At 60.3% G+C, this 26,043-nt stretch carries 20 protein-coding genes and 1 tRNA gene; 5 read left to right on the top strand and 16 right to left on the bottom strand.

What is annotated here, in order from left to right:
- Positions 1 to 59: 59 nt before the first annotated feature.
- Entirely contained in the window at positions 60 to 1,562 is a 1,503-nt protein-coding gene (locus tag HCZ23_RS05390) for a sugar ABC transporter ATP-binding protein (protein WP_167600674.1), read from the top strand.
- Positions 1,559 to 2,575, top strand: a complete 1,017-nt coding sequence (locus HCZ23_RS05395) for an ABC transporter permease (protein WP_167600675.1) — start codon at positions 1,559 to 1,561, stop codon at positions 2,573 to 2,575. The genes HCZ23_RS05390 and HCZ23_RS05395 overlap by 4 nt, the downstream gene beginning before the upstream one ends.
- A 142-nt stretch (positions 2,576 to 2,717) precedes the next feature.
- Here the strand turns inward: HCZ23_RS05395 and HCZ23_RS05400 are convergent.
- The 8 genes from HCZ23_RS05400 to HCZ23_RS05435 form a co-directional block, all read right to left on the bottom strand.
- Positions 2,718 to 2,807: transfer RNA gene (locus HCZ23_RS05400), tRNA-Ser, on the bottom strand.
- Between the two features lie 131 nt (positions 2,808 to 2,938).
- The gene (locus HCZ23_RS05405; RefSeq protein ID WP_167600676.1) at positions 2,939 to 3,691 is read right to left on the bottom strand and encodes an alanyl-tRNA editing protein; all 753 of its coding nucleotides are present in this window, start codon (positions 3,689 to 3,691) and stop codon (positions 2,939 to 2,941) included.
- Entirely contained in the window at positions 3,688 to 6,168 is a 2,481-nt protein-coding gene (locus HCZ23_RS05410) for a DUF3772 domain-containing protein (protein WP_167600677.1), read from the bottom strand. Before HCZ23_RS05410 ends, HCZ23_RS05405 begins: the two co-directional genes overlap by 4 nt.
- The gene (locus tag HCZ23_RS05415; protein WP_167600678.1) at positions 6,165 to 7,211 is read right to left on the bottom strand and encodes a cysteine synthase A; all 1,047 of its coding nucleotides are present in this window, start codon (positions 7,209 to 7,211) and stop codon (positions 6,165 to 6,167) included. The genes HCZ23_RS05410 and HCZ23_RS05415 overlap by 4 nt, the downstream gene beginning before the upstream one ends.
- A gap of 151 nt (positions 7,212 to 7,362) precedes the next feature.
- Positions 7,363 to 8,730, bottom strand: a complete 1,368-nt coding sequence (locus HCZ23_RS05420; protein WP_167600679.1) for a cytochrome P450 — start codon at positions 8,728 to 8,730, stop codon at positions 7,363 to 7,365.
- Positions 8,727 to 9,947, bottom strand: a complete 1,221-nt coding sequence (locus HCZ23_RS05425) for a hypothetical protein (protein WP_167600680.1) — start codon at positions 9,945 to 9,947, stop codon at positions 8,727 to 8,729. The genes HCZ23_RS05420 and HCZ23_RS05425 overlap by 4 nt, the downstream gene beginning before the upstream one ends.
- A gap of 59 nt (positions 9,948 to 10,006) precedes the next feature.
- A complete protein-coding gene (locus tag HCZ23_RS05430) occupies positions 10,007 to 10,759 on the bottom strand; it encodes a cytochrome c biogenesis CcdA family protein (protein WP_167600681.1) in 753 nt (250 codons plus the stop codon).
- Positions 10,760 to 10,895: 136 nt separating this feature from the next.
- Entirely contained in the window at positions 10,896 to 13,946 is a 3,051-nt protein-coding gene (locus tag HCZ23_RS05435; RefSeq protein WP_167600682.1) for a ribonuclease E/G, read from the bottom strand.
- Positions 13,947 to 14,680: 734 nt separating this feature from the next.
- Here HCZ23_RS05435 and HCZ23_RS05440 point away from each other — a divergent pair.
- Complete coding sequence (locus tag HCZ23_RS05440; RefSeq protein ID WP_167600683.1) at positions 14,681 to 15,229, top strand: NADPH-dependent FMN reductase; 549 nt, start codon at positions 14,681 to 14,683, stop codon at positions 15,227 to 15,229.
- Positions 15,230 to 15,314: 85 nt separating this feature from the next.
- Here the strand turns inward: HCZ23_RS05440 and HCZ23_RS05445 are convergent, their stop codons facing one another.
- The 8 genes from HCZ23_RS05445 to purC form a co-directional block, all read right to left on the bottom strand.
- Entirely contained in the window at positions 15,315 to 16,649 is a 1,335-nt protein-coding gene (locus HCZ23_RS05445) for a sigma-54 dependent transcriptional regulator (RefSeq protein WP_167600684.1), read from the bottom strand.
- 88 nt (positions 16,650 to 16,737) lie between these two features.
- Positions 16,738 to 18,510, bottom strand: coding sequence for an ATP-binding protein (locus tag HCZ23_RS05450; protein WP_167600685.1), 1,773 nt, complete (start codon positions 18,508 to 18,510; stop codon positions 16,738 to 16,740).
- A gap of 162 nt (positions 18,511 to 18,672) precedes the next feature.
- Positions 18,673 to 19,551, bottom strand: coding sequence for a hypothetical protein (locus HCZ23_RS05455; RefSeq protein ID WP_167600686.1), 879 nt, complete (start codon positions 19,549 to 19,551; stop codon positions 18,673 to 18,675).
- A gap of 138 nt (positions 19,552 to 19,689) precedes the next feature.
- Positions 19,690 to 20,358, bottom strand: a complete 669-nt coding sequence (gene purQ, locus HCZ23_RS05460) for a phosphoribosylformylglycinamidine synthase subunit PurQ (RefSeq protein WP_167600687.1) — start codon at positions 20,356 to 20,358, stop codon at positions 19,690 to 19,692.
- A gap of 113 nt (positions 20,359 to 20,471) precedes the next feature.
- Positions 20,472 to 21,368 (bottom strand): DUF1176 domain-containing protein, encoded by an 897-nt coding sequence (locus HCZ23_RS05465; RefSeq protein WP_167600688.1) that lies wholly within the window; start codon positions 21,366 to 21,368, stop codon positions 20,472 to 20,474.
- A 72-nt stretch (positions 21,369 to 21,440) separates the two neighbouring features.
- Positions 21,441 to 21,899 carry a DUF1203 domain-containing protein gene (locus tag HCZ23_RS05470; protein ID WP_167600689.1) on the bottom strand — a complete coding sequence of 153 codons (459 nt, stop codon included), beginning with the start codon at positions 21,897 to 21,899 and terminating at the stop codon, positions 21,441 to 21,443.
- A 144-nt stretch (positions 21,900 to 22,043) separates the two neighbouring features.
- Positions 22,044 to 22,274, bottom strand: a complete 231-nt coding sequence (gene purS, locus HCZ23_RS05475) for a phosphoribosylformylglycinamidine synthase subunit PurS (RefSeq protein WP_167600690.1) — start codon at positions 22,272 to 22,274, stop codon at positions 22,044 to 22,046.
- 33 nt (positions 22,275 to 22,307) lie between these two features.
- Positions 22,308 to 23,069 (bottom strand): phosphoribosylaminoimidazolesuccinocarboxamide synthase, encoded by a 762-nt coding sequence (gene purC / locus HCZ23_RS05480; protein ID WP_167600691.1) that lies wholly within the window; start codon positions 23,067 to 23,069, stop codon positions 22,308 to 22,310.
- A gap of 262 nt (positions 23,070 to 23,331) precedes the next feature.
- Here purC and HCZ23_RS05485 point away from each other — a divergent pair, with 262 nt between their 5' ends.
- Together HCZ23_RS05485 and HCZ23_RS05490 are read left to right on the top strand one after the other, a co-directional pair.
- Positions 23,332 to 23,643 carry a DUF1476 domain-containing protein gene (locus tag HCZ23_RS05485; protein WP_167600692.1) on the top strand — a complete coding sequence of 104 codons (312 nt, stop codon included), beginning with the start codon at positions 23,332 to 23,334 and terminating at the stop codon, positions 23,641 to 23,643.
- A 340-nt stretch (positions 23,644 to 23,983) separates the two neighbouring features.
- Positions 23,984 to 26,032 (top strand): phosphatidylglycerol lysyltransferase domain-containing protein, encoded by a 2,049-nt coding sequence (locus HCZ23_RS05490; RefSeq protein ID WP_167600693.1) that lies wholly within the window; start codon positions 23,984 to 23,986, stop codon positions 26,030 to 26,032.
- Positions 26,033 to 26,043: the final 11 nt, after the last annotated feature.

A 26,043-nucleotide genomic window follows, 5' to 3' on the forward strand; every position in this document is an offset into this window, starting at 1 on the left:
TTGATATGAAGACCAATTCGGGTGAGGCCGTTCCCTTGCCTCACCCGATAGGAGGCCCCATGACTCTTCCTCTACTCACGACCCACAATCTGACCAAGACCTACCCCGGCGTGCGTGCCCTCGATGGCGTGGATTTCGATCTCATGGCGGGCGAAGTGCATGTTTTATTTGGTGAAAACGGCGCAGGAAAATCCACTCTGATCTCCATGCTCGCCGGCGCCAACACGCCCTCCGAGGGCAAGATTTACCTCGATCATCATGAGGTGGTCTTCGACTCCGTGGCCCGCGCCAAGGCGCATGGCGTCTACACGGTGTTTCAGGAATTCTCCCTCATCCCCACGCTCACCGTGGCCGAGAACATGTTTCTCGGACAGGAACCGCGCATGGGGATTTTGGTCGATCATGCCGAGATGCGCCGCCGCGCACAGGAGATTTTCGACGAGCTGGGATTCCCGATCTCCCCCACCGCGCGGGTCTCGACGCTGTCGCGCGCGCAACAGCAGATGCTTGAGATTTCCAAGGCGTTTCACGGCGATCTGAAAGTGCTGATCCTCGACGAGCCCACCGCCTCCTTGACCGAACGCGAGGTGGATCACCTGTTCCATTTCATCGAGAGGCAAAAGGCCAAAGGCGTCGGCATCATCTATATTTCGCACCGGATGCAGGAGTTCAAACGCATCGCCGACCGCATCACCGTGCTGCGCGACGGGGCCAAGATCGGCACGGTCGAAATGGCGGGCACCGATGAGGCGGCACTGGTCGAAATGATGACCGGACGCCAGATTGCCGACATTTATCCGACTATTGCCACGACGCCCGGCGACGTGGTGCTTGAGGTCACAGAGCTTGCCACCCCCGGCGTGGCCCCCTCTTCGCTCAGCCTGCGCCGAGGCGAGGTTCTGGGTGTCGCGGGTCTGGTCGGCTGTGGCAAATCGCGGTTCTTCCGCGCCATGATGGGCTTGGGTCCGCGGCGGTCCGGCACGGTTCACTTGAACGGTCACGACATCACCAGGTTGCCCACGCGCGAGATCATCCGCGCAGGCCTCTATTACCTGTCGCCTGATCGCAAACACGAGGGGCTCGATCTGGCAAAGACCTCGGACGAGAACCTTGCGCTCAATGTCGTGACCTCCGGTGCGCCCGTCAAACGCGGCTGGATCGACTGGCGCAGGGTGCGTGACACAGTGGCCGGGATTGCAACGCGGGTCGAGCTGCCCGAAGACTACCGCGCCCGGCGCGTGTCGCAGCTTTCGGGCGGCAATCAGCAAAAGGTGCTCTTCGGCAAGGCCTTTGGCCAGGAGGCCGATGTCTACATCTTCGACGAACCCACCGTGGGCGTCGATATGGGCACCCGCGCCGCCCTTTACCTGAAAATCAAGGCCCTGGCCGAGGCCGGAAAAGCCGTGGTCGTGATCTCCTCCGACCTGCCCGAAGCGATCAACCTGTCCCACCGCATTCTTGTCTTCGCCAATGGCCAGGTCTCGGCAGAGCTGCCGCGCACTGAGGCCAGCGAAGACACCGTCCTGAAATATTTCTTCACCGAAAGCGAGCCCGTCCAATGAGCGATGCAACCGCACCGGCGCAGGTCACACCGCGCGCCAATCCGATCAAAACCCTGTTCATCCGTGTGGGCGTCTTGCCGTTCTTTCTCGGCATCGCGCTTGTGGTGTTCTCCTTTATGTCCGACAAATTCCTGACCGGGCAGAACCTGATGAATGTCGCGCGCCAGTCTGTCTATCTGGTGCTCGTCTCCTTGGGACAAATGCTGGTGCTGGTCTCCGGCGGGTTCGACCTGTCGGTCGGCACCGCGATTGCGCTGACCTCTGTGGCCTCCGCCCTGTCGATGACCTGGGCCGCGGGCGTCTTTGACAGCGTGTTCCTGATCATCGCGACCGGCATCCTCGCAGGCGGCTGTGTCGCGCTGATCGTCGGGCTGATCAACGGTGTGGGCGTCGCCTATTTCGAGGTCTCGCCCTTCATCATGACGCTGGGCGTCTCCTCCGTGGGTGCAGGGCTTGCGCTGTTCATGACCGGCGGCATCCCGATCTCCGGCCTGCCCTTTGCCTTTGGCGACACCTTCGGCTTCGGCAAATGGTTCGGCGTGCCCGTGCCGGTGTTCATCGCGGTGATCTGTATCGTCGTGATGTGGCTGATGATGTCGCGCACAACACTTGGCACCCGCATCTATGCGGTCGGCGGCAACATCAAGGCCGCGCATCTCTCCGCCATCGACACCAAAAAGACGCTGGTTCTGGCCTACGTCCTCTGTTCGCTGATCGCCGCGCTGACCGGCGTGCTTTTGACCGCCCGTGTGGAAAGCGGCGAGGCCAACCTCGGGGGCACCATGGCGCTTGAATCCATCGCCGCCTGTGTCATCGCGGGGGTCTCCTTGCGAGGCGGCATCGGGCGGGTGCAGAACGTGGTCTTGGGCGCGTTTTTCATCGTCATGGTGCAAAACGGCATGAACATCGCCCGCGTCAGTTCCTACATGCAAATGGTGCTGCTGGGCAGCTTGTTGATCCTTGCGGTGATCTTTGACCAGATGCGCTACCGGATGATCATGCGCGGCGCGTAACGCCCCCTGACAGACTGTCAAAACCCGCGCGGCTTTCGAAGTGGCGCGGGTTGTTTTATGCTGGCCACAAAAGAAAAAACCGCCCTAACCTCAAAGGGTTATGAGCGGCACTACATCCAGACATCAACAATCTGATGGGTTATGGCGGAGAGGAAGGGATTCGAACCCTCGAGACGGTTCCCCGCCTACACACTTTCCAGGCGTGCGCCTTCGACCACTCGGCCACCTCTCCGCCGGCGTCTATAGTGGAGATCATAGGGGGGGTGCAACCCCCCGATTGTCAGAAAATGAATGTTTTTTGACGACGCATGTACGCACCTCTAGGGCGAACGTCTTTTTCACCATAAAAACAATGCAATATGATCAATCCAGATGGATCGACACCCGGCGATTGTCGCGGCCTTTTTTCTCGAGTTTGCCGATGCGGATACGACCGATTTCCGAGGTGCGCGCCACATGGGTTCCGCCGCAGGGTTGTAGGTCGATCTGATCGCGTCCCTGTCCGATCCGGATCAACCTCACACGCCCCTCATTCTGGGCCTGCCCCATCGGCGGCATGACCGACATGGTCTTGACGATGGCCGGGTTGGCGGCGAGGTCCTCATCCGTGATCCAATCCTCGGAGACCACCAGATCGCGCTCGATCAAGGCATTGAGATCGTCTTCTAGCGCCTGTTTGTCCGCGATGGGCTCCGGCATCTGGAAATCCAACCGGCCTTTCTCCGCCCCGATCGCCCCCCCGGTCACCGGATAGGGCAAGACGACGGACAAAAGATGCAGCGCGGTGTGGATGCGCATGTGATGATGCCGACGCATCCAGTCGAGACGCTGGGTCACCGTGGTGCCGATGGGCGGCAGGGGCGCGGGTTCGGCGGGGATCAGGACGATCTCCTCGCGGGCGGCATTGGGCGCGCCTTTCACGGTCGTGGCAATCGTCAGGCCAGCTTTGGTGCCGCCCTCAGACCAATCCAGCCGCCCGCTGTCGCCGGGCTGGCCGCCCCCTGTCGGATAGAAGATCGTGCGGTCCAGAACCACACCGCCCTCGGAGGTATGGCGCAGGACCTTGGCCTCGGCCTCTTGCAGATAGGCGTCTTCGCGAAACAGCAAGTCGGTCACGTGACGTCCCCCTCCGCGTCGCCGTCGCTCTCTGCGTCATTGTCGAAATCCTTGTCGTCCAACATCTGCGGATCGACCTTGCTCGGTGTTTCCGACGTCTCGACAGCGTCGCTCTGGGTGGTCGGCAAATTCTCTGCCCCCGCCGGTTTCGGCGACAGCGCCTCCGGGTTGCGCAGCCAGATGTCGCGCTGCGCAAAGGGAATTTCGATACCTTCCTCGGCAAAGCGTTTCGCCACCGCGTGGTTGATGTCGTTCTTCACCGCCAGAATATAGGTCACATCGCGCAGGATCGCGCGGATCTCGAACTCCAGCGCATCGGCGCCGAAATTCAGGAACAACACCTGCGGCGCCGGGTTCATCGCGACCATTGGCTGATCCTCGGCAATCTCCTGCAAAATCGCCTCGACCTTGCGCGTGTCCGTGCCATAGGCGACGCCCACCGGCACGATCACCCGTCCGATGAGATTGCCACGGGTGTAGTTCGTCACCTGGTTGGAAATCAGATCGGCGTTGGGCACGATCAGGTCGGTCTTGTCAAAGGTCTCGACCCGCGTCGAGCGCACGGAAATGTCGCGCACAAAGCCCATCTGGCCATTGCCCACGTCGATCCAGTCGCCCTCGGAAATCGGTCGCTCGATCAACAGGATGATGCCGGAGACAAAGTTCTGCACGATGTTCTGAAGGCCGAAACCGATGCCGAGAGACAGCGCCCCCGCGACAATCGCCAGCGCCGAAAGGTCGATCCCCGCCGAGACGATGGCGATGATCGCCGAAAGGAACACACCGAGGTATCCGGCGCCCGCCACGATGGCATTCTGGCCGCCCTTGTCGAGCTTGGTCTTCGGCAAAACAGTGCTTTTGAGCGCGGCTTTGAACAGCCGCGTGGCCCCGAGACCGATCATGAAAACAATAACGAAGGTCACGAAAACACCGGGCGAAATGGTGACCCCGCCCAAGGACACGCCTTCGTTGATCTGCACCCAAAGCTCCAGGAGCTGATCCTCGCGCATGCCCCAGATCAGCGCAAAGAACGGCAGGGACGCCACCACGATCAGGAAGGAGGCAAAGACCGGAATGAGCGCGTCCTTCGCGCCCTCCGGTTGCCGCGTCACCAAGGCGTAGAGATCGTAGCAAAGCTTTGACAGCACCGCGACAAAGCCCATCAGGCCCAGTGAGCGCAAAAGCGGAAAGACGATGCTCTTGGCCGCTTCCATATAGCCGGTCGCGGCCAGCAACACAGCGATGATCGAGGCGATCAGCACCACGCGCGCGATGGTTTGAAGGATCAGCGCGCCAAAGCCCTGACCCTCGTTGGCAATCTCGAACTGTTCGTCCTCAGAAGACGCGGTGTGTTTTGCAGGTGCCAAAATCCGCGCCAACCGGAACAGCGCAAACCCCGCCACCAACACCAGGGGAAAGGTCAGCACCGCCATGGTCGCGGGGCTGTAATCGTCGATCTCCGCCAGCTGGATCAGCACCTCGTTGAGCACCGACATAATGCCCGCCAAAGCGCCCATGGTCATCGCCTCGACCCGGCGCACAGCGCCCAGATCGAGGATCGGTTCTTCCGAATCTGTGGCGTAAAACAGGCGCCCGGCAATCCAGCGCCAGAAGAAATACACCAGCCCGATTTGCGGGATCGCGCCCATGACCACATTGGCACGCGGCCCCAAAGCGCCCGTCAGCGTCGCTGCGACAAGGATCGCGATCAAGCCGATCATCGGCATCAGAATTTGCAGCAAAGAGGCGAGGAACCCCGTCACCCCCTTGCCCGCCTCACCGGAGACCCGGCGACGCACCCAGGTGGTGATGCTCTCCGACCAATGCCGCCCACGCAGGATGAAAATCAGCGCCACCAAAAGCGACAGGCCGATCATCGCGCCATTGGTTTTCAGCGTGCTGCGCCCGGTTTGCGAGGCGGCGTTTTCCACGATGGAGGTCCAGCCCGCCATGCCTGTCTGCGCCAGCGCGCCAAAGGCGGCGGGCCAGAGCGTCGGATTGAGCGGGCTGGGGCCGAGGCTCATCAGCTCATCGGCCTGGCGTTCCGTCAGCGCGGCGTCAATTTCGGAGATCAGCCCGTTGGCACGGGTATAGGCCTCTTCGGCGGCCTTGATCGGAGCCTGTGCGCTCTCGAGCTGGTTGTTCAGTTCCCGGCGCCGCTGAGTGATCTCGGCGCTTTCCGACTCGCCTTCGGCGGGCGCCGCTCCCAAGGCCTCGATCTGGGCCTTGAGCGTCTCGATCCGGGTGGCGTTGTTGCCCTCGGCAGAGAGGAAGTTCTCGCGCCAGGTGACAAGCTCCTCACGCAGTTGCTCCAGATCGGCGTTCGACGTGTCGCCTTTGGAAATCTGTTTTTCCGCAGCGGTGGCCACGCCGTCCCACTCTTTGTAGTCCGGGGTCACCCCGTCTTGGGCCACCGCAGAGAGCGGCAGCGCCAGAACGAGAATCAAGAGAAAGCGGCGAAAGAACTGTCTGATCATGCTCCTTCATATACGTCAGGCAGAGCACGCGGTCCACGGTCAAGCCATTCCGGCACCGGCAGTTGTTTTTCCTTGAGAAACTCGGGGTTAAAGAGTTTCGACTGGTAGCGCGTGCCGTAGTCGCACAGGATCGTTACAATGGTGTGACCCGGCCCCATCTCGCGTGCCATGCGCATCGCGCCCGCGACATTGATGCCGGACGAGCCGCCGACACAGAGGCCTTCGTGCTCCAACAGGTCGAAGACGACCGGAAGCGCCTCTTCGTCCGGGATCTGATAGGCGAAATCCGGGGTAAAGCCTTCGAGATTGGCGGTGATCCGCCCCTGCCCGATGCCTTCGGTGATCGAACCGCCCTCGGATGTCAGCTCGCCGGTTTTGTAGTAGCTATAGAGCGCAGCCCCCATCGGATCGGCAAGACCGATTTTCACGCCTTTGGGCTGAAGCGCCATGCCGACACCCGCGAAGGTCCCGCCGGAGCCCACCGCGCAGATAAAGCCATCGACCTTACCGCCGGTCTGATCCCAGATCTCCGGGCCGGTGGTTTCGATATGCGCCTGACGGTTCGCAACGTTGTCGAACTGATTGGCCCAAATCACGCCCTTTGGTTCGCTTTGTGCAAGTTTCGCGGCCAGACGTTCGGAATAGCGCACGTAATTGTTCGGATTCTTATAGGGCGCGGCGGGCACTTGGACGAGTTCCGCGCCCGCCAGCCGGATCATGTCCTTTTTCTCCTGAGACTGCGTCTCCGGGATCACGATCACGGTGCGAAAACCCAAAGCGGAACCGACAAGCGCCAGACCGATCCCGGTGTTGCCCGCCGTGCCCTCGACAATCGTGCCGCCGGGTTTCAGCGTGCCTTTTTTCAGCGCATCCTGAATGATGAAGAGCGCTGCCCGGTCTTTGACCGACTGGCCGGGGTTCATGAATTCCGCCTTGCCGTAGATCTCACAGCCGGTCTCCTCCGACGGGCCTTTGAGCCGGATCAGAGGCGTGTTGCCGATGCTGTCGATCATATCGCGTTTCAGGGCAGAAGGAGCAGACATGGGTATATCCTTTAAATCTCGCAGTCCCTGAATGTGTAGGACGCGCATTCCGCAAACTCAAGACAGCGCCAGAGAGACAGGGAGACCGTTCCATAATTTCGCAATTTGCCGGAACAAGCGTTTCCCCAGAACCGTTTCGTCGCGCGTATTTTCACCCTCGAAAAGCGCCCTCCCGTGGCGTTATCTTTAACCAGATGCCGTCTTTAGAGCGCACCGTCAGATGCGCGACGGGCACGGGCGTCTTGTCCGACACCGTCTCGAACCGAAACGCCCGCAACAAAAGTGCGAGGAACAAAGGCCCCTCCACCATAGCAAAGCCCGCGCCGGTACAGACCCTTGGCCCGGAGGAAAACGGAATGAAGGCATCGCGCAGACAGGTCTTGCCATTCTCGGTCTTGAACCGATCCGGGTCGAACTCATGGGGGCGGTCCCAGAAAATCTCATGCCGCCCGAGGTGCCAGGGTGAGAGCACGATCTGCGCGCCTTTCGGGACATTGCGGGCGCGGAACTGCACCGGACATTTCGCCTCCCGCACCATCATCGGCACCGGCGGGTAGAGCCTGAGCGTTTCGCGGAAGACGTCTTTGGTAAAGCGCAGTTTTGACAGATCGGAGAAGCTCGGCTCCTCGGGCAGGCTCAGCGCCTCCGCCGCGACACGGTCCTGAACCTCCGGGTTCGCCGCCAAAAGCCAAAGCGCCCAAGCCAGTGCCGTGGCCGAAGTTTCATGCCCCGCGAGGAAAAAGATCGCCACTTGGTCGACCATTTCGTCAGTGTCGAATCGTTCCCCGGTTACGGGATCGGCGGTGGTCATGATCTTCGTCGCCAGATCATCCGGCGCGGTCCCCGCCGAGATCTCCGCCATGCGCTTGGCGGTCAGATCGGTGATCAGCTTGCGGATCGCCTTGGCGCCGTCGCGCGTCCTCTTGCGATGAAACCGCGGCAGCCATTTCGGCAGCGGGATGAAGGCGGCGATGTTGAGAATAGGCTGGGCGCGTTGATAGCCTTGGAACTCCTCAAAGACCTTCGAGGCGGTGTCATGGGTGATCGGGATTGAGAACAGCGTGCGGAAAATCACATCCGCCGCGCCCTCGGAGGCATAGGGTTCAATGTCGAGCGGGCCATCTTGGGCTTGCAGCTGCGCCACCATCGCCTGCCCTGCCCCAAGCATCGCGGGAAACGTGTCCTTGAGCCGCCCGCCCTCAAAGGCCGGGTCGATGATGCGGCGTTGTTTCAGCCACGTCTCGCCATTGGTCAGGAACACCGAATTGCCCAGAAGTGGACGCAGCCCCTCCGCAACGCGTCCCGATTTGGGGAAATTCATCGGCTCCTCATTGAGCACGCGTTTGACCAAAGAAGGCTGATTGACCAGAAAACTGCGGAAAAACGGCGTCTTATAGTCCGCCATCCAAGCACGGTAAAGCTTGGCCGGTTGCGCCGAGAGAATGTCCTTGCGGAACAGTTTGACATAGTTGCGCAGGCTGGTTTTTTCCGGGCGCGGGGTCGGTTTTGGCGGGATCATTCTGCGCCCTCCTCGGCCATCGCCGTGAATTTATTCGCCGGCGTGTCGATCCGCGAGGGGCTTGGCACGGCCTCGCCAAAGCGCGTCGCCAAGGTTTCGCCGCCAGAGGTGATTTTGAAATAATCGTAGTCACCAGGTCGATCGAACGCACAGAGATACTGAAAATGCCGCCGGAAAAAACGGCGTTTCATGGTGGCCTGTTTTTCGGGGCTGAGAGTCTGGGTGAAAGCGGCCGAGATCACCAGCGGCCATTTTTGCCCGTCGGGCGCCACGCCAGAAACCTTGATCGGATCGCAGAGCGCGAAAGAGCACGGATCCCCCGGCGCCGTCACATCAAGCCAAAAAATCTCATCGCGCGTCGAGAGATAGGCCAGATCGCGGCGCAGCACCTTGGCCTCCGGCAGGTAAGAGACCATCGGCACGACATGGCCGAGGGTCAGAAAGGACAGAGCGGGCCCTTCCTCGGGCACCTCGCCCGCGCGGATCAGATCGGCCAGGATCGACACGCCCAGATGCGCGCCGGAGCTGTGGCCAACGAGCAAAATCTCGTCCCAGTCTTGCGTCAATGCCTCGGCAATCTCGGCACGAAACTCTGCCATGCGGGCGTCCAACATCGGTGGATTGGCCCCCCGCCAGCGCGCCGAAAACCCGTAATCATGCATCAGATAATAGGCGAACAGCTTGCCGTCTTTGGCCTTGAACCAACGCAAAAGCAAATAGCCCGCAATCAGGCCGAGCGCGGCACCGATCCAAGCCGCCCCCATCAGACCCGCGATCCAGGTGATCGACCAGACCAGCAAGAGTGCGATCAGAAGCTGCGCCAGCAGGACGCCAATCGGGTAAAGTGCGGCGATCACCGGCCCGCGCCTGAGCTTCATCAGGCGAGACAGCGCGCCGGTGGAGATGTAGATCCAAGCGGTCCGCGCGAGGATCAGATAGGTGCGGAAAATCCCCGCCTCCATGCTGTCTTGCACGATGTCGGACCAGACGAGGACGTCGATCTCGCTCTGGGTCGTCGCGCCGTCGATCTCTCCACGGACGGACCAGCCAAAATTGCGGCCCTTTTTCGGGGCGAGATTGAGGGAATAGCCGGATATCTCCGCCTGCGCCGCGCCTTCCTTGCGGTACAATTCGCGGTAGCGCCGTGGCGGAATGGGGTCGTAGCCGGGGATGTAGAACACCCGCCGCCGCCTCACCTCTGCACCCTGCTCGCTCATCCCGAAACCTTTAACGTTTTCGGTAGACTAGCGCGGGTTTGGGGCGAAATTAAGCCCTTTTAACCGAGTTGGCTCAGCGCTGGGAAGGTTTCCAAAAGCCAGTACGACAGGCGCGAGAAGGCGCCGGTGACCATCAAAAGCCCCACGCACAACAAAAGCCCGCCCATGATTTTCTCAATCAGCCCCATGTGGCGTTTGAGACGGTTCATCAGACCGACCGCGCGGGTGATGAAAATCGCAGATAATAGGAACGGCAGGCCGAGGCCGATGGCATAGGTCGCCAACAGCGTGGTGCCGCGCGACACGGAGCCCTCAGAGGCCGCCATCGACAGGATCGCGCCCAATTGCGGCCCGATGCAGGGCGTCCAACCAAAGGCAAAAGCAAGACCAAGAACATAGGCGCCCAAGGCCGTACCGCCCTTGTCACCCGCGTCGATCCGCGCTTCGCGGTCGAGGATCGGGATGCGGAAGACGGACAGGAAATGCAGGCCCAGGATGATGATCACCACACCTGAGATACGGGCGAAAAGCATCTGATTTTTCAGGAAAAACATCCCAAAGGCCGAGGCGGTGAAGCCCATAAACAGGAACACGGTCGACAGCCCCAAAACGAACATCAAGGCCGGCAGGATCGCCTTGCGCGAGGCCTTGCCGCCGCCCGTGAGTTCCCCCATGGAAATCCCGGACATATAGGCCAGATAGGGCGGCACGATGGGCAGGACGCAGGGGCTGAGAAACGACACCATCCCCGCCGCAAGGGCGACGAGCATGGAGGGCAGAAGCGTGGCGTCAAAGAGATCAATTCCGAACATGGCATGCTCATGCCACAGGACGGGCGATCTGGCCAGCGTCGTGACTGTCGCAGCGGCTCACATTCTCGTTTGAGGGCGCATCAAATGAAAACGGCCGGGACTGTGCCCGGCCGTTTCATGTCTTTCTTAGTCGGCTTCAGCGACTCCACCAGCCACGGCGTTTAGGCTTGTCCGCTTCCGGTTCGGCCTCCGCATTGGCAGGTTCCTGAACAGGTTCTGCGGCGGTTTCCGGCGCTTCCGCAATGTCCACGGATGTCTCAGCCACTGTTTCGGCCACTGTTTCGGCCACAGGTTCAGCTGCAGTCTCGACCACGGGCTCAACCGCGGGCACCTCGGCCACCGGGGTGTCTTCAGCCTCCACCACTGCCTCGGGCGCAACTTCAGGGATGGCCTCAGGCGTTACCTCTTGCGAAGCCACCTCAGGTGCCGCCTCAACAGCCGGCTGCTCTGCCGCCACCTTTTCCGCCTCAGCGGCAGCTTTCGCAGCCTTGTCTGCCTCGATCTCCGCCTTGGTGCGACGCTTGCGCTTCGGCTTCGGCGCCTCTTCCGCGGCGGCCTCGGCGCCCTCTGCGACAGGCTCCTCGACCTTTTTGCGACGCGTGCGGGTGCGCTTCGGCTTCTCTTCGATCGGCGCCTCAGCGGCCTCGTCCGTGGTCTCGTTTGCGGCCTCGGAACCGTCCTCAGATGCCACCTCTTCGACCGGCTCGGCCTTTTTGCGGCGGCTGCGGGTGCGTTTCTTCGGGGCCTCTTCGGTCGGAGTGTCCTCAGACGTAGACGCGTCCTCAGCGGCCTCAGCCTCTTGCGGAGCCTCCGAAGCCTTAGAGCTCTCGCCCTCAGAGGTTTCCCCCTCTTCGGAGCCAGTCTCACCGTTTTCACCAGTCTCGTCACGCGACTTGCGACGACGACGACGACGACGACGTTTCTTCGGCTTTTGATCCTCAGAGGTCTCATCCACTGTCTCAGCGGCACCGTCTTCGGCCTCGTTCACCTCGTCCTCGACCTGATCCTCGGCCTCGTCATCCTCGTAATCCGACATCAGATCGGCAGAGGCCGAAATCACCGTCGCGCTCACCTCCGGCACCACGCGGGTGGCGGTTTTGAATTTCTCGATGGAGAAGTCCGGCGAGATCAGGAAAGGATCGGCTTCGATGCGGATCGCCATGCCATAACGCGCTTCGATCTGGGCGATCATTTCGCGTTTCTGGTTCATCAGATAGTTGACGATGGCCACCGGCGCTTTCAAAAGCACCTCGCGGGAACGCTTGCGCGTGCCCTCTTCTTCGAGCTGGCGCAGGATCGAAAGCGCCATGTTGTCGTCGGAGCGAATGAGACCAGTGCCGTGGCAATGCGCACAGGGCTGGGTCGTGGCCTCGAGCATGCCGGGGCGCAGACGCTGACGCGACATTTCTAACAGGCCAAAGCCCGAAATGCGGCCCACCTGGATGCGGGCGCGGTCGGTTTTCAGCTTGTCTTTCAGACGTTTCTCGACCGCCGTGTTGTTGCGGCGCTCTTCCATGTCGATGAAGTCGATGACGATCAGGCCGGCCAAGTCACGCAGACGCGCCTGACGCGCCACCTCTTCGGCGGCCTCCAGGTTGGTCTTGAGCGCAGTGTCCTCGATCGAGCCCTCTTTCGTGGCGCGGCCCGAGTTCACGTCGACTGCAACCAAGGCTTCGGTCACGTCGATCACGATATAGCCGCCGGATTTGAGCTGCACGGTCGGGTTGAACATGCCGGCGAGGTAGCTTTCCACCTGATAGCGGGCAAAAAGCGGCAGTTGATCGGCGTAGTGTTTCACGTTCTTGGCGTGGGACGGCATGATCATTTTCATGAAGTCCTTGGCCTCGCGATAGCCCATCTCGCCCTCGACGAAGACCTCGTCGATGTCCTTGTTGTAAAGGTCGCGGATCGAGCGTTTGATCAGATCGCCTTCCTCGTAAATCTTCGCCGGTGCGACAGATTTGAGGGTCAACTCGCGGATCTGTTCCCACATCCGTTTGAGATAGTCGTAATCGCGTTTGATCTCCGTCTTGGTGCGCTGCGCGCCCGCCGTGCGGATGATCAGGCCAGCGCCCTGCGGCACTTCCAATTCGCCCGCGATCTCTTTGAGTTTCTTGCGGTCTGCGGCGTTGGTGATCTTGCGCGAAATGCCACCGCCACGCGCGGTGTTGGGCATCAGAACACAATAGCGACCGGCCAGAGACAGGTAGGTGGTCAGAGCCGCGCCTTTGTTGCCGCGCTCTTCCTTGACGACCTGCACCAGCATGACCTGACGCACTTTGACGACTTCCTGGATCTTATAGCGACGCGGACGCGGCTTGCGTTTCGGGCGCACTTCCTCGTCGGTGTCGTCGTCGGCGACGCTTTCGATGGAGGAGTCTTTCTCCGAAGCGGTTTCCGCCTCATCTTCCTCATCAGAGTCGTCCTCATCAGAGTCGTCTTCGTCTTCCGAGTCCGTGTCGTTTTCAGCCGTTTCTTCGTCAGACGCGCCCTCTTCGGACGTCTCATCCGCCGTTTCGGCGCTGTCTTTCGCCTCATCTTCCGGTTCTTCGACCGGCGTCTCGTGCACGGTGAAAGCCGGCGATGTGCCCTCTTCGACAGGGGTCTCTTCCGTTTCGGCCTCTTCTGCACCCTTTTCGTCTGCAATCAGTGCGTCCGCCTCAGAGGCCTCCGGCTCGATCACATCCATGCCAGAAACAACGGGGCCAGAAACGGGTGCAGAGCCTTCAGACCCATCCTCTGCGGGCAGATCGACCTCTTTGGTCTCCACCGCATCCTCGCTCTTGACCCCTTCCGCTTTCACGTCGTCGGATTTGGTCTCATCGGATTTCGAGCGCGACCGCGTGCGGCGGCGGCGGGAGCGTTTGGGTTTGTCTTCTTCCTCTTCGAGCGCCTTGGCGTAGGCCAGTTCTTCTGCCAGCAAGGCCTCACGGTCGGCGACCGGGATCTGGTAGTAATCCGGGTGAATCTCGGAGAAGGCCAAAAAGCCGTGGCGGTTGCCGCCGTAATCGACGAAGGCCGCCTGCAAGGACGGCTCGACGCGCGTTACTTTTGCGAGGTAGATGTTGCCAGCGAGCTGGCGTTTGTTTTCCGATTCAAAGTCGAATTCCTCGACCTTGTTTCCGTCGACCACCACAACGCGGGTTTCCTCCGCGTGGGTGGCGTCGATGAGCATTTTCTTTGCCATTGAATTTGTCTTCCGGCACCCGTTACGGGCGCGCCCCTGTTGAAAGAGGCGGCGCGGGTTTGCGGGTGATGTTTTGGGGCGAGCGGATCGGCTAAGGCAGCGGTCGCAAACGGACGACGGCCAAGGGCCCCCGTGTCTGCGTTTCTTCGTGCCTGTGCGCGTTGCATCGCGTTTCTTCTCCGGCGCATCGCGTGATCTTTGTCACTCTTGCGCCCATTTGAATCCCGCGGGCCCTCTAAAGGACTGTCGGGACGGTTCGTGCCGAGGTTTTGTCATTCCATGCGGCGGTATCGGTCTGTTCTGCGGGTGGTGCCTTGCAGTCGATCGTTTTCGCGACCCCGGGCCTCCAACACACACATACAGCGAATCTTTCTCACGCGGTTTCCGGGGCGGGAATGCCACCAAGCGGACCTGCGTTCTTATATCAGTAGTGATGCATGTGCCTTTAGACAACACGCAAATTCATGGAAACGACATTTTCGCCCCAAGTTCGCCCTGAGTTCGCGCTTGAAAGCCGGGTCGAAAGACGTTTCGCCGCATGAAATAGCACAAAACCGCTTAACGAAATCTTTTCACCCGCGAACAGCCAAAGCTTTCCTATGTGCAGTCAGACAGGGAATTGGTTCTGCGCTGCACATAAGTTTCACTGTTTATTTGCGCTCACAACACTACATTCATCGTCAAGCACAAGCATAAATGCGCAGAACCCTGCGCATGCCCCGAAAGGATGTACCATGACTCGTATCGCTGTTCTCGTTGGCTCGCTTCGTAAGGACTCCCAAACCCTGAAGCTCGCCAAAGCCCTGACCGAAATCGCCCCCGAGGGCCTTGAGTTCGATTTCGTCGAAATCGGCGACCTGCCGTTTTATAACGAAGACCTCGACACCGACACGCCGCCCGCCTCCTGGGTGCGGTTCCGCAAAGAGATCAAAGCCGCCGACGGCGTGCTTTTCGTGACCCCGGAATACAACCGCTCGATGCCCGCCGCGATCAAGAACGCGCTGGATGTCGGCTCGCGTCCCTATGGCGACAGCGCCTGGGTCGGCAAGCCCGCCGGCATCGTGACCGCAAGCCCCTCGGGCCTCGGTGGCTTTGGCGCCAATCACCACCTGCGCCAGCCTCTGGTCTTCCTCAACATGCCCGCCATGCAACAGCCCGAGGCCTATATCGGCAACCTGTGGAACCTCTTTGACGAAGACGGCAAGATCGTCACCGAAGGCACCGAGGATTTCCTCAAATCCTGGCTCGAAGCCTATGCGAAATGGGTGGCAGACCACATCTGAGGCTCCCTCGCTCAGATATGAGAAAGGCGCCCCGGTTCGGGGCGCCTTTTTGATGTGTACGGGGTTAAATGTTTACCCGCGCGGCTCAGAGATAATCCGAGCGTTGCAACCCGTATTTGGCCATTTTCTCATTCAGCGTCCGGCGCGGCAGGCAGAGCTCGTCCATCACCGCCACGATCGAGCCTTTGTGGCGGCGCATCGTGTTGTCGATCAACATGCGCTCGAAGGCCTCGACATATTCCTTCAAAGGCTTGCCCTCGGTGGTCATCGTCTGCTGTTCCGGGGCGTCGCTTTCCGACAAGAGAAGCGAGGTGATCGACCCCGATCCACGACGGCTTTGCAGCACGGAGCGTTCGGCGACATTGATCAACTGACGGATGTTGCCCGGCCACGGCGCCTGCAACAATTGGGCGGCTTCTTGGGCGGAAACCTCCGGCGCGTCACAGCCGTATTCTTCGGCGAACTGCTGGCTCAATTGGGTGAACAGGAGCAAAATGTCCTCACCGCGAGAGCGCAGCGGCGGCGTGGTGATTTTCATCGCGGCGAGACGGAAATAGAGGTCGGGACGCAGCGCAGACTCGCAGGTCCGCCCCTGTTCTTGAAGGTTACAGATCGCGATGATCCGGGTCTCGGGCGGCGTGCCCTGTTCGTCGATCCACTTGAGCAAACGCGCCTGAAGCGTCATCGGCATGGCCTCAATGTCCTCAAGCACCAAGGTCCCGCCCCGGGCCTCTTCGATCAGCGGCTGAATCTGCCCATCCGGGTCCGGCCCGAACAGCCGCCGCGTCAGATCGGCCTCATCGCGGCCCGCGCAGGCGAAGGTGATGAATTTCTTCGAGGCCCGCGTGCCGACCGCGTGCAAAGCGTGGGCGACAAGCGTCTTGCCGGTGCCCGTCTCGCCGTCGATCAACACATGCCCGTCGGCCTGGCCCAGATCGAGAATGTCCTCGCGCAGCCGCTCCATGACAGGAGACGCGCCAATCAATTTGTTCATGATGCCGGTGCCATCCGACAGCTCGCGGCGCAGCATCCGGTTGTCGAGCGTCAAACGCCGCGCATTGGTGGCTTTCTTCGCCAGCTCCGTCATCCGATCCGGGTTGAACGGCTTTTCGAGAAAATCGAACGCCCCGATCCGCATCGCCTCCACCGCCATCGGCACATCGCCGTGGCCGGTGATCATGATGACCGGCAACCCGCTGTCCGTGCTCATGAGCTTCTTGAGAAACTGCATGCCGTCCATGCCGGGCATTTTGATGTCAGTGATGACCACGCCCGGATAATCGGGGCCCAAGGATTTGACCGCATCTTCCGCGCTGGAGAATGTCTCCGTGTCAAAACCAGAGAGCGCCAGCCATTGGCTGATGGATTGGCGCATGTCCTGTTCGTCATCGACGATCGCGATTTTCATTGCCGTCGCCATGGGTGTTCTTCCTTTTTCTTGTGGCCCAGCTTTGTGGGCAATGAACCAAACGTCTCAGAGACCCGTTTGGTTCCCAAAATTCTGTCGTTTATTCCGCCGCATGCTGCGCCTCGCGCGACAGCGGCAGCACCATTTCAAAGGCCGCGCCCCCCGTGGGCCGGTTGCGCGCCATCAGACGCCCGCCCAGTTCGGCCACGATCCCCGACGAGATCGCAAGGCCAAGCCCCACCCCGTCGCCCGGCGCCTTGGTGGTGTAGAAAGGCTCGAACAGATCGTCGAGGTTTTCGATCCCCGTGCCATTGTCACGCACGGTCACGCTTGCTTGAGTGCCGCCCAAAACACCGCCGGTAACCATGATCTCGATCTGCGGCTCGTCCGAGGCTTTGCTGGCGTCAAAAGCGTTGCGCAACAGGTTCACCAAGACCTGCTCCAACCGCACCCGGTCGCCATCGACCATGACGGGTTCGGGCGGCAGGCTTTTGACGATCTCGACGGCACCCTGACGGAATTGCGGCTCCATCATCGAGAGCGCCGAGGACACGCAATCGCGCAGGTCGATCTCCTGCAATTGATCCGAGCCTTTGCGGGCGTAGGATTTCAACTGTTTGGTGATCGCGCCCATGCGTTCGATCAGATCGTCGATGCGGCCGAAAGAGGCCAAAGCCTCCTCGGAACGCTTGCGTTTGATCAACAGCCGCGCGCCTGCGAGATAGGTTTTCATCGCGGCCAGAGGCTGGTTCAACTCGTGGCTGACCGCCGCCGACATCTCGCCCAGCACGGCCAGTTTCGACGATTGTGCCAAGGTCTGTTCGGCGACCTCAAGACTTTTCTCCGCCCGTTTGCGCTCGGCGATCTCCCGTTGCAGGGCCGCGTTCAACTGGCGCAACTCGGCGCTTTCGCGCTGAAAAAGACCCGCCCGCGACACGGCGCGGCGCGAGGTCATGTAGAAGGCGCCGGAGAGAAGAATGGCAAAGCCCATGATCTCAAGCGCCAGAAACCCGTTCACCCGCTCGCGCACCGAGGCGTAGGTGGTAAACGAGGTCATCCGCCAGCCGCGAAACGGAATGCGGCTCTCCAGACGCATCACCGCCTCGCCGCCCAGATAGGTCTCATTCGGGTCCGGCGACCAATCCGTCGTCAGTTGAAAGGCGCGCTCGATGGCGGTGGGCGCATCGCGGGTGGCCAAAGCCTCGCCTTCGGATTTCGAGCGCCAGCGCGGTTCGGTCGAGAGGATGATATTGCCCTCGGAATTGACCACGATCACCGCATCCGAAATCCCCGCCCAGCTTTTCTCGAACTTGGCGAGATCGACTTTGACGACGATCACACCCGCGAGCGAGCTGTTCACATCAATGCGGCGCGAATAGCTGAACTCATAGGCGCCATTGTCCAGTTGCAGCGCCTTGAAAATTGTATCGTTGGAGCGCAAAGCATCAACGAAATTCGGGCTTTGACGGTTGTTGGTGCCCAAAAGCGCGCGATCCGTGGCCGCGACCACCCGACCCGTTTCATCCAAAAGCGTGATCCCCGCGGCGCCGATTTCATCGACATAGGTGATCAGGTGTTGCGAGGTCTGCCGAAAATCATTCGAGGTGAGCGCGCCGACCAGCACCGGGTCGCGTGACAAAAGCGTCGGCACGATGGAGTTTCGCTGCAATTCGCTCATCAGGTTGCCGGCGTAAAGCGCCTGACGCACCTCGGCGCGGTTGCGGGTCACGGTGGTATAGCGTTCTGTCAGCAGAAGGTTCGACACCCAGACCACGCCAATCGCGGCCATGACAAAACCGACCAGAGCCAGACGCCCGGTCCAGCCAATGGTGCGGGATCTTCCCGCGTCAGATTTTCCCCCAACATCACTCATGCGCACGAGATTACGCGGGCGCGGGCGCCCCCCGCAAGGGGAAGCCATCGACCCAAAACGCAGAAACGCCCCCTCGCGGGAGCGTTTTGAGCAAATTCTTGCTCTATTTCCTGCAAAGTATGGCGCTTTCACGCCACCTTCATCGAATACAAATGCACAAATCTACTCCGACGCCTCGACAAGCTTCGACAACTGGCTGATCAGAAAGAATATATAATCCGCCATAATGAGAGCATTTAGACTGTTCAACTCAGAATCGTATCTAACATGCCCATGTATGGCTGCATGTCGATTGGGGATAGGATCAGACAAAAACCGCCCTATATCGTCAGGCGAATTTACGTGCTCATACATGTGCTCGTTAAGAGTTTTGAACAAATCGAATAAAGCAACGGGGCCGATCACTCGCCCGATCGGCAACTTCCCTACCGCATCGCGTAGCTCTTTTAGACTCGCGGCCTGCTCTTTAGGATCAATCTTAAACGCCCGCCTGAATTCCATCTCAGCAGACGGCAATAGCGTCAAAACAGATGAACGATACAATCCTGTCTCGTGACATTTTAACGCAGATCTGAAATCCGCCTTGGCATCTTCACTTATCTCGTAGGTTTCAACATTCGCCCTAAAGACGTCTCCTACCCGGTCCCATTCTGTAGAGTAATAATGCATTACGTCTGAGGGAAAGAGTTCAGGAGACTCCGGATTAAATCGATCCCATGGGGTTGAGAGATGAGGCAATATCCCATGCTCTTGCAACGGCTTTTTAGCTTCAGAATGCTGAAATAGCGCGACGAACAAAGGTTTGAGCTTTTCTAGCGTAGATTCCAAGTCCTGCTGTCGAGACAACCAAGCCTTAGCTACGCCTTTCGTAACGTCCTTGAAGGGCTCCAATTCAACTTCCAAACGCAAGCTAAAAGCCGCGATGGCCTGAGTTAAATCCCGTATGCCATTTACAATCTCTTGAGCCGGAATTTGCATTTCAACGTTATAGGAAGGTATTACGACAAGACTATCGTTTTGATTATTTTGATCTTTTAACATTGGCTCTTTCCTTAAGAGTCACGGAGAATGTGCTGAGAGACAGCAAGCTTTCAATCACACTAACACTCTGTAGCCACATAATAGCAAAAAACGCGCCCGAATGAGCGCGTTTAAAATTCATCAAATTTCAGCCTCAGATCAGGCGGAAACCACCGCATCGAGCAGCGAGGTGAAGAAAGCCTTGCCGTCTTCATTGCCATGCGCAGCCTCGGCAGCCCGTTCCGGGTGCGGCATCATGCCAAGCACACGGCGGTTATCCGACAGGATGCCCGCGATGTTGCGCTTGGAGCCGTTCGGGTTGTCGAGATAGCGGAACGCCACAAGGCCCTCGCCCTCAAGCCGGTCGAGCGTGTCCTCGTCGGCGGTGAAATTGCCATCATGGTGGGCAATCGGGATGCCGATGTGCTGGCCTTGGGCGTAAGCCGAGGTATAGGGGCTGTCGGTGGTCTCGACCGCCAGACCCACGGTGCGGCAGATGTATTTCAGACCGGCGTTGCGCAAAAGAGCGCCCGGCAACAGCCGCGCTTCGGTCAGGACCTGAAAGCCGTTGCAGATGCCAAAGGCATAGCCGCCACGTTCAACGTGGGCCTTGAGCGCCTTCGTGATCGGCGAATTGGCCGCAATCGCTCCACAGCGCAGGTAGTCGCCATAGGAAAAGCCGCCCGGAACCCCGATCACATCGATACCGGCCGGAAGATCGGCCTCTTTGTGCCAGACCATGGTGACATCGGCGCCCGCCTGTTTCAGCGCCATGGCCATGTCGCGGTCACAGTTGGAACCAGGGAATTGCAGAACGGCGGCTTTCATCGGGCGGGACTCCTGTGAGGGCGGTTTATGCGCCTGATACGCGTTGTCCCTCGCCTGTTCAAGACTCTTCGCGTGCCCCAAAGCCCGCAACGCGCTTTGTCATTCGGGACAGGTTATTCGGGCCAATCGACCAGAGGGATGATTTTCTGGTCACAGGCGTCATCGACCACGCGGCGCTCCAGCACGTAGGCAAACCCGTCGAAGCGATAGCTTTCCTGGGTGAAACAATCGCCAAGGCCCCGCCCCTTGTAGAAACTGTCGAGCATGTGCGTGTCGCCCTGAATCCCCCAAAGCGCCAGTTCCGGCACCGCTTTGCCATGCTCATCCACTGCCGCACTGCGCACAGCATCCACGCCATCGAGGTCCGGCCCCAAAAGATAGACCTGAGAGCCGACATTATAGGCCGCCGTCCAACAGAGTTGCGACAGCACGCGCAGCTCCGGGTGGCCTTCGATCACTTGCGGGGCACCTTCCTTGTCGAACACGCCGGGCAAGGGGCCGTCGCAGATCTCCTCGGTGATCTTGCGCGCCTCATCCTGCAAGGCCGCCCAATCGGGTTGGTGCAGCGTCAGCTTGCGATCCCCGATGCGGCCCTGTTGATCTTCGGCCCAAAGCAGCGCCGCCTTGATCCCCGCCAAAGACACGCCTTCGCTAAAGCCTTCGGCGGCGTAAACGATCTCAAGCGTGTTGCCGTCGAGCAGCGCCTCCGGGAAAGTGATCTCAACATCTTCGGGCAGGTCCAGCGCGGCCCCGTCGATCTGGATCGCCCCCTGCTCCAGCATCTCGCGATTGCGCAGACTCAGGACCCAATTCCCACGGTCATGGCCCCGCGCCAGCGACAGGATCGGATGCGCGCGCGGGGTCAGCGCGCAATAGTCCGGCCCGCATTCCGCCTGCCATTGCTTGTGGTGAAACCGCGCGACCTCTTGGGCGCTCGCCCTCTCAGGCGACATGAGCTGAACAACGGAAAGTGTCAGCACAGCGGTGGACAATTGGAGCGAAGAAAACATTGGGAAACCTTTTGATCTGAAACAGAGAAACACCCCTCTCATAGGACAGTGCCGCGCCCCTGCAAACCCCGCTTATCGCGTCACCCGCACCTGCCAGCAATTGTTGCGCGCGGATCGGATGTCGACGAAGGCGATCTCGTCGCGCGCCAGAAGCGCCGCGCAATAGCTTTCAATCTCAGCCTGTGGCGTCACCCGCCCGGTGCCGTAGACGATGCGCTCGTCCATGGAATAGCCCTTGATCAAATAGTCTGGAGACGTGGTCAGAACCTCCGGCAAGCCCTCACCCCGATAGGGCGCGCAATGGGCGGCACAGAGGAAAATCGGACCGGTTTCCGCATAGGGATTGCGGGTCTCAAAAGGTCGATGCGCGCAAATCAACATGCCGTGGCCCTTGGGGATATTGCGCAGGCAATGCCGACAGGGCGCCGCCTCATAAGGGTTCAGCACATGCTCGGGCGCTTGCCCATTGGCATCGGGTTTGCCCAGTCGATAGGCATGGGCCGTGAGGGTGGGAAGTCCTTGAAAATTCATCGCGAAAGCTCCTGTTTATCTCTCCTGAGATAAGCGGAGCAGGACGCCGCTGGCGAACCGGAACTTGTGCAAAGTGATACGGAACGAAAAACGCCCGCCAAAACTCTGACGGGCGTCTTTAAAATGTTCAAACCGCCTTGCGGATCAGAGCAATTCGACCCGGTAGCTTTCGATCACCGTGTTGGCGAGAAGCTTTTCGCACATCTCGTTGATCGAGGCTTCCGTGGTGCCATCGGCGAGATCGAGCTCGATCACCTTGCCTTGGCGAACTTCGTTCACGCCGTCAAAACCAAGCGCACCCAGCGCGTGTTGCACGGCGGCGCCTTGGGGGTCCAGAACACCGTTTTTCAGCATGACAAAAACGCGGGCTTTCATGGGTTTATCCTCTTTCGGGCAGTCTTTGAAAGTTCAGTTGATCAGCGTCGGCTTGTCGCCGATCGGGCCATTCGTCGGCAACACGCCCAGACGGCGCGCCACTTCCGTGTAGGCATCGGTCAGCGAGCCGAGATCGCGGCGGAACACATCCTTGTCGAGCTTCTGCCCGCTTTCGATGTCCCAGAGGCGGCAGGAGTCGGGGCTGATTTCATCGGCCACGATCAGCCGCATGAAATCGCCATCCCAAACGCGCCCGATCTCGATTTTGAAGTCGATCAGCTTGATGCCCACGCCATACATCACACCGGACATATAGTCGTTCACACGCAGCGCCAGCGCCACAATGTCATCCATATCCTGCTGGGAGGCCCAGCCGAAGGCGATGATGTATTCTTCCGGCACCAGCGGATCGCCCAGAGCGTCGTCCTTATAGGAGAACTCGATAATGGGCCGCGGCAGGCGCATGCCTTCTTCGAGACCCAAACGTTTCGCCATGGACCCGGCGGCATAATTGCGCACGATGACTTCGAGCGGGATGATCTCGCACTGGCGGATCAGCTGCTCGCGCATGTTCAGACGCTTGATAAAGTGGTTCGGGATGCCCAGAGACGTCAGGCCGGTCATGAAAAACTCGGACAGGCGGTTGTTGAGAACGCCCTTGCCCTCGATCGTCGCCTTTTTCTCGGCGTTGAACGCGGTGGCGTCATCCTTGAAATACTGCACCAAAGTGCCCGGTTCCGGACCTTCGTAGAGCGTTTTCGCTTTGCCTTCGTAGATTTTCTTGCGGCGCGCCATGGGGCCTCCAAAAGCTGGTGGGGCCGGGAATCGATGCGACCGGCCACTTCAAATGCGCTCTTTAGGGCAAGGCGGCCTTCGGGGCAAGGTGGCCCGACCCGCGTGAGACGGAATTATGACACATGTGCGCGCCCTCCCCTCCTGCCCGCAATCCCGTTTCAATCTCGCCTATAATTTAAACGAAACCTTGATCTATCTCCTTGTCCGACCGCGGCGCAGAGGGCATAATCTTAACCAAAGGTTGACTGAGGAGGAGCCCGCCATGACCACCTTTGACGAACGCGAAGCGGCGTTTGAAAGCAAATATGCCCACGACTCCGCAACTCAATTCCGCATCGAATCGCGCGCCAACAAAAAGCTCGCCATCTGGGCCGCCGAGAAGCTCGGCAAAACGCCTGCGGAGCTTGACGATTATATCAAGGACGTGATCCGCGCCGACATGAAAGAGGCCGGTTACGAGGATGTGCTCACCAAAGTGGCCGAAGACTTGGGCGCCGCCGTGAACATGCAACAGCTGCGCGAGCTTTACAGCGGTTTCCTGAGCGCAGCCAAATCCGAGATGACGGAAAGCTGAGCGCTTTTCCGTAGCGGCATCACGGTTCCATCCTGATCGCGTCACTCAAACGTGACGCCTTGAGAGGCCTGCATTGCGAATGCGGGCCTTGTTCTGATACATCCCCCCCAATATCCGATAAGACGCCCCCGCAAAGCTTCCGGTCGCGCCAAAGCCCTGTCGACAGGTCCCGAAATGACCCGCGCCGGCAGGCTTTAATCGAATATTGGGAAAATGCGCTTAAGGCTCTCAACACCACCTCAGCGCTGCAAGACATGTGTGCTTCTCAAGGCACGCCTCCAAAGGTGTTGAGCAACAGGGCTCCGTTCAAGGAGCCAACAGGCCCGAAGGAGCGAATCCGATGCGACAAAGCCAGATCGAGATTGAGGACAGCCTCAAACGCTCCGCCGCCCTGATACCGCCGTCTCCCGGTCGAAAATCCCGCGCAAAACCTGCGCTCTCGGATCGTCAAGGCGACCGCAAAGGCCTGCATAAACTCCTCGGAAAACAGATGGTGCCATTGGCCGTCATGGTGTTTTTCGCCTGGCTTTTGTGGGAGAAAGTCGCGCATCTCGACATGAAAGCGGTGTTCGCCACCGTCGCCACCGTCACCCCCGGTCAGTGGGGGCTGGCAGGATTGGCCACGCTCGCCAGTTTCTGGGCCGTCGGCCAATATGACCGGGTGCTGCACGCTCAGCTCGGAACCGGCATTTCCGACAGTTCCGCCCGCAGTTCCGGCATCGTCGCCATTGGCCTGTCGCAGGCTTTGGGCTTTGGCGCGCTCACCGGCACGCTCATCCGCTGGCGCATGCTGCCCGAACTGACGCTCTGGCAGGCCGCGCGCCTCTCCGGCGCTGTCGCCTTGTCCTTTCTCATGGGCTGGGCGGTGATCGCCGCCATGGCGCTTTTGGTGTTTCAGCCCGAGGTGCCTTGGATGAAAACACTCGCGACCGGTGCCATCGCGCTTTTCCTCACGCTGGCCGCCCTCTCGATCTACCCGCCGCGCGCGTTGGTTCGCCTGCCTTGGCCCTCGATCAAGACCATGGTCACCGTCGTGGGCCTCGCCGCCATCGACACGATCTGTGCCGGCCTCGCGCTTTATGTGCTTTTGCCCGATCACCTGCTGCTGCCACTGGGCCACACGGTGTCGGCCTATCTCTTCTCTCTCGGCGCCGGTCTCATCAGTTCGACCCCCGGCGGCGTTGGTCCCTTCGAGGCCACTCTGGCGTCCCTCCTGCCTGCGATTCCGCTCGAGCCGCTCTTGGGCGCCGTGGTCGCCTTTCGCCTGGTCTACTACGGGGTGCCGGCGGCGATTTCCGCGCTGTTCATCCTGCGTGGTCCCCGGCGCTGCAATCTCGCCCGCGAGCCGCATCTGGTGAAAACCTCCTCCTCGCCCTACCTGTCGCCGCAACTCGAAGTGCAAATTTTTGCAGCCCCCCGCGCCGAGGCCGGGCTTTTGCGCACCCGCGACTTCTCTCTACTGTCTGCCGCCGATGGCACGGCGCTGGGGCTTGCATCTCCGATCGGTCAGTCGCTGGTCATGCTGTCCGACCCACTGGCTGCGCATTGTCCGGCGCAAACCCGAGATGCGCTGTCGCGTGCCGCCACCCGGCGCTACCGCATGCCTGCGATCTACAAATGCGGCGCCCGCATGGCCGCCTCCGCCCGCCGCGCGGGCTGGCAAGTGCTGCCCACCGCCGAAGAAGCCTGGCTCATCCCGGCTGAGTTTAGTCTCGAAGGCTCCAAAACACGCCAATTGAGACGTGTTTTGCGCAAGGCCGAAGAGGGCCGCATTCGCGTCACCGAAGGCGCCCGTGAATTGCCTCTGGACCAAATGGACCGTGTGGCCGCCGAATGGCTCGCGATGCGCGGTCAGGAACGCGGGTTCTCCATGGGCACCTATGATCGCGATTACATTTCCTGTCAGCGCGTGTTCCTGGCCTGGCAAGGCACCAACCTCGTGGCCTTCGTGAGCTTCCATGAAAGCCGCAATGAGATGACGCTCGACCTGATGCGCACCGGCGAGGCCGCGCCCGATGGCACGATCCAGCTTTTGATCGTCAAAGCGATTGAAGCCGCCCGCAAACAGGGCGTGCCGCGCCTGTCCTTGGCCGCCGTGCCGTGGCAAGGCGAAGATCGCAATGCCCTGACCCGCTGGCTGCGTCAGAAATTTCTGTCCCGCTCCGGGGCCGCCGGTCTGCGCCGTTTCAAATCGGCCTTCGCGCCGCAGTGGGAAACGCTTTATCTGGCGGCACCTTCGCGGCTGGCCCTCACCGTGGCAGGCATGGACATCCTGCGTCGCGTGACAGCCCCGCCGCCGAAAGTGACCGCCAACCCGATGAAAGCCGCCCGCTCGGCCACCCACCCGACGCTGCGGGTCACGAGGGCCCTCAAACTGCGCCGCAACTGAGCCTGCTGTCG

This window comes from Celeribacter sp. HF31 (assembly GCF_011806455.1).
Lineage (GTDB): Bacteria > Pseudomonadota > Alphaproteobacteria > Rhodobacterales > Rhodobacteraceae > Celeribacter.

Coding starts and splice junctions, on each gene's coding strand:
- HCZ23_RS05390 (WP_167600674.1), top strand. CDS start 60: ATGACTCTTCCTCTACTCACGACCCACAATCTGACCAAGACCTACCCC.
- HCZ23_RS05395 (WP_167600675.1), top strand. CDS start 1,559: ATGAGCGATGCAACCGCACCGGCGCAGGTCACACCGCGCGCCAATCCG.
- HCZ23_RS05410 (WP_167600677.1), bottom strand. CDS start 6,168: ATGATCAGACAGTTCTTTCGCCGCTTTCTCTTGATTCTCGTTCTGGCG.
- HCZ23_RS05415 (WP_167600678.1), bottom strand. CDS start 7,211: ATGTCTGCTCCTTCTGCCCTGAAACGCGATATGATCGACAGCATCGGC.
- HCZ23_RS05420 (WP_167600679.1), bottom strand. CDS start 8,730: ATGATCCCGCCAAAACCGACCCCGCGCCCGGAAAAAACCAGCCTGCGC.
- HCZ23_RS05425 (WP_167600680.1), bottom strand. CDS start 9,947: ATGAGCGAGCAGGGTGCAGAGGTGAGGCGGCGGCGGGTGTTCTACATC.
- HCZ23_RS05430 (WP_167600681.1), bottom strand. CDS start 10,759: ATGTTCGGAATTGATCTCTTTGACGCCACGCTTCTGCCCTCCATGCTC.
- HCZ23_RS05435 (WP_167600682.1), bottom strand. CDS start 13,946: ATGGCAAAGAAAATGCTCATCGACGCCACCCACGCGGAGGAAACCCGC.
- HCZ23_RS05440 (WP_167600683.1), top strand. CDS start 14,681: ATGACTCGTATCGCTGTTCTCGTTGGCTCGCTTCGTAAGGACTCCCAA.
- HCZ23_RS05445 (WP_167600684.1), bottom strand. CDS start 16,649: ATGGCGACGGCAATGAAAATCGCGATCGTCGATGACGAACAGGACATG.
- HCZ23_RS05450 (WP_167600685.1), bottom strand. CDS start 18,510: ATGAGTGATGTTGGGGGAAAATCTGACGCGGGAAGATCCCGCACCATT.
- HCZ23_RS05455 (WP_167600686.1), bottom strand. CDS start 19,551: ATGTTAAAAGATCAAAATAATCAAAACGATAGTCTTGTCGTAATACCT.
- purQ (WP_167600687.1), bottom strand. CDS start 20,358: ATGAAAGCCGCCGTTCTGCAATTCCCTGGTTCCAACTGTGACCGCGAC.
- HCZ23_RS05465 (WP_167600688.1), bottom strand. CDS start 21,368: ATGTTTTCTTCGCTCCAATTGTCCACCGCTGTGCTGACACTTTCCGTT.
- HCZ23_RS05470 (WP_167600689.1), bottom strand. CDS start 21,899: ATGAATTTTCAAGGACTTCCCACCCTCACGGCCCATGCCTATCGACTG.
- purS (WP_167600690.1), bottom strand. CDS start 22,274: ATGAAAGCCCGCGTTTTTGTCATGCTGAAAAACGGTGTTCTGGACCCC.
- purC (WP_167600691.1), bottom strand. CDS start 23,069: ATGGCGCGCCGCAAGAAAATCTACGAAGGCAAAGCGAAAACGCTCTAC.
- HCZ23_RS05485 (WP_167600692.1), top strand. CDS start 23,332: ATGACCACCTTTGACGAACGCGAAGCGGCGTTTGAAAGCAAATATGCC.
- HCZ23_RS05490 (WP_167600693.1), top strand. CDS start 23,984: ATGCGACAAAGCCAGATCGAGATTGAGGACAGCCTCAAACGCTCCGCC.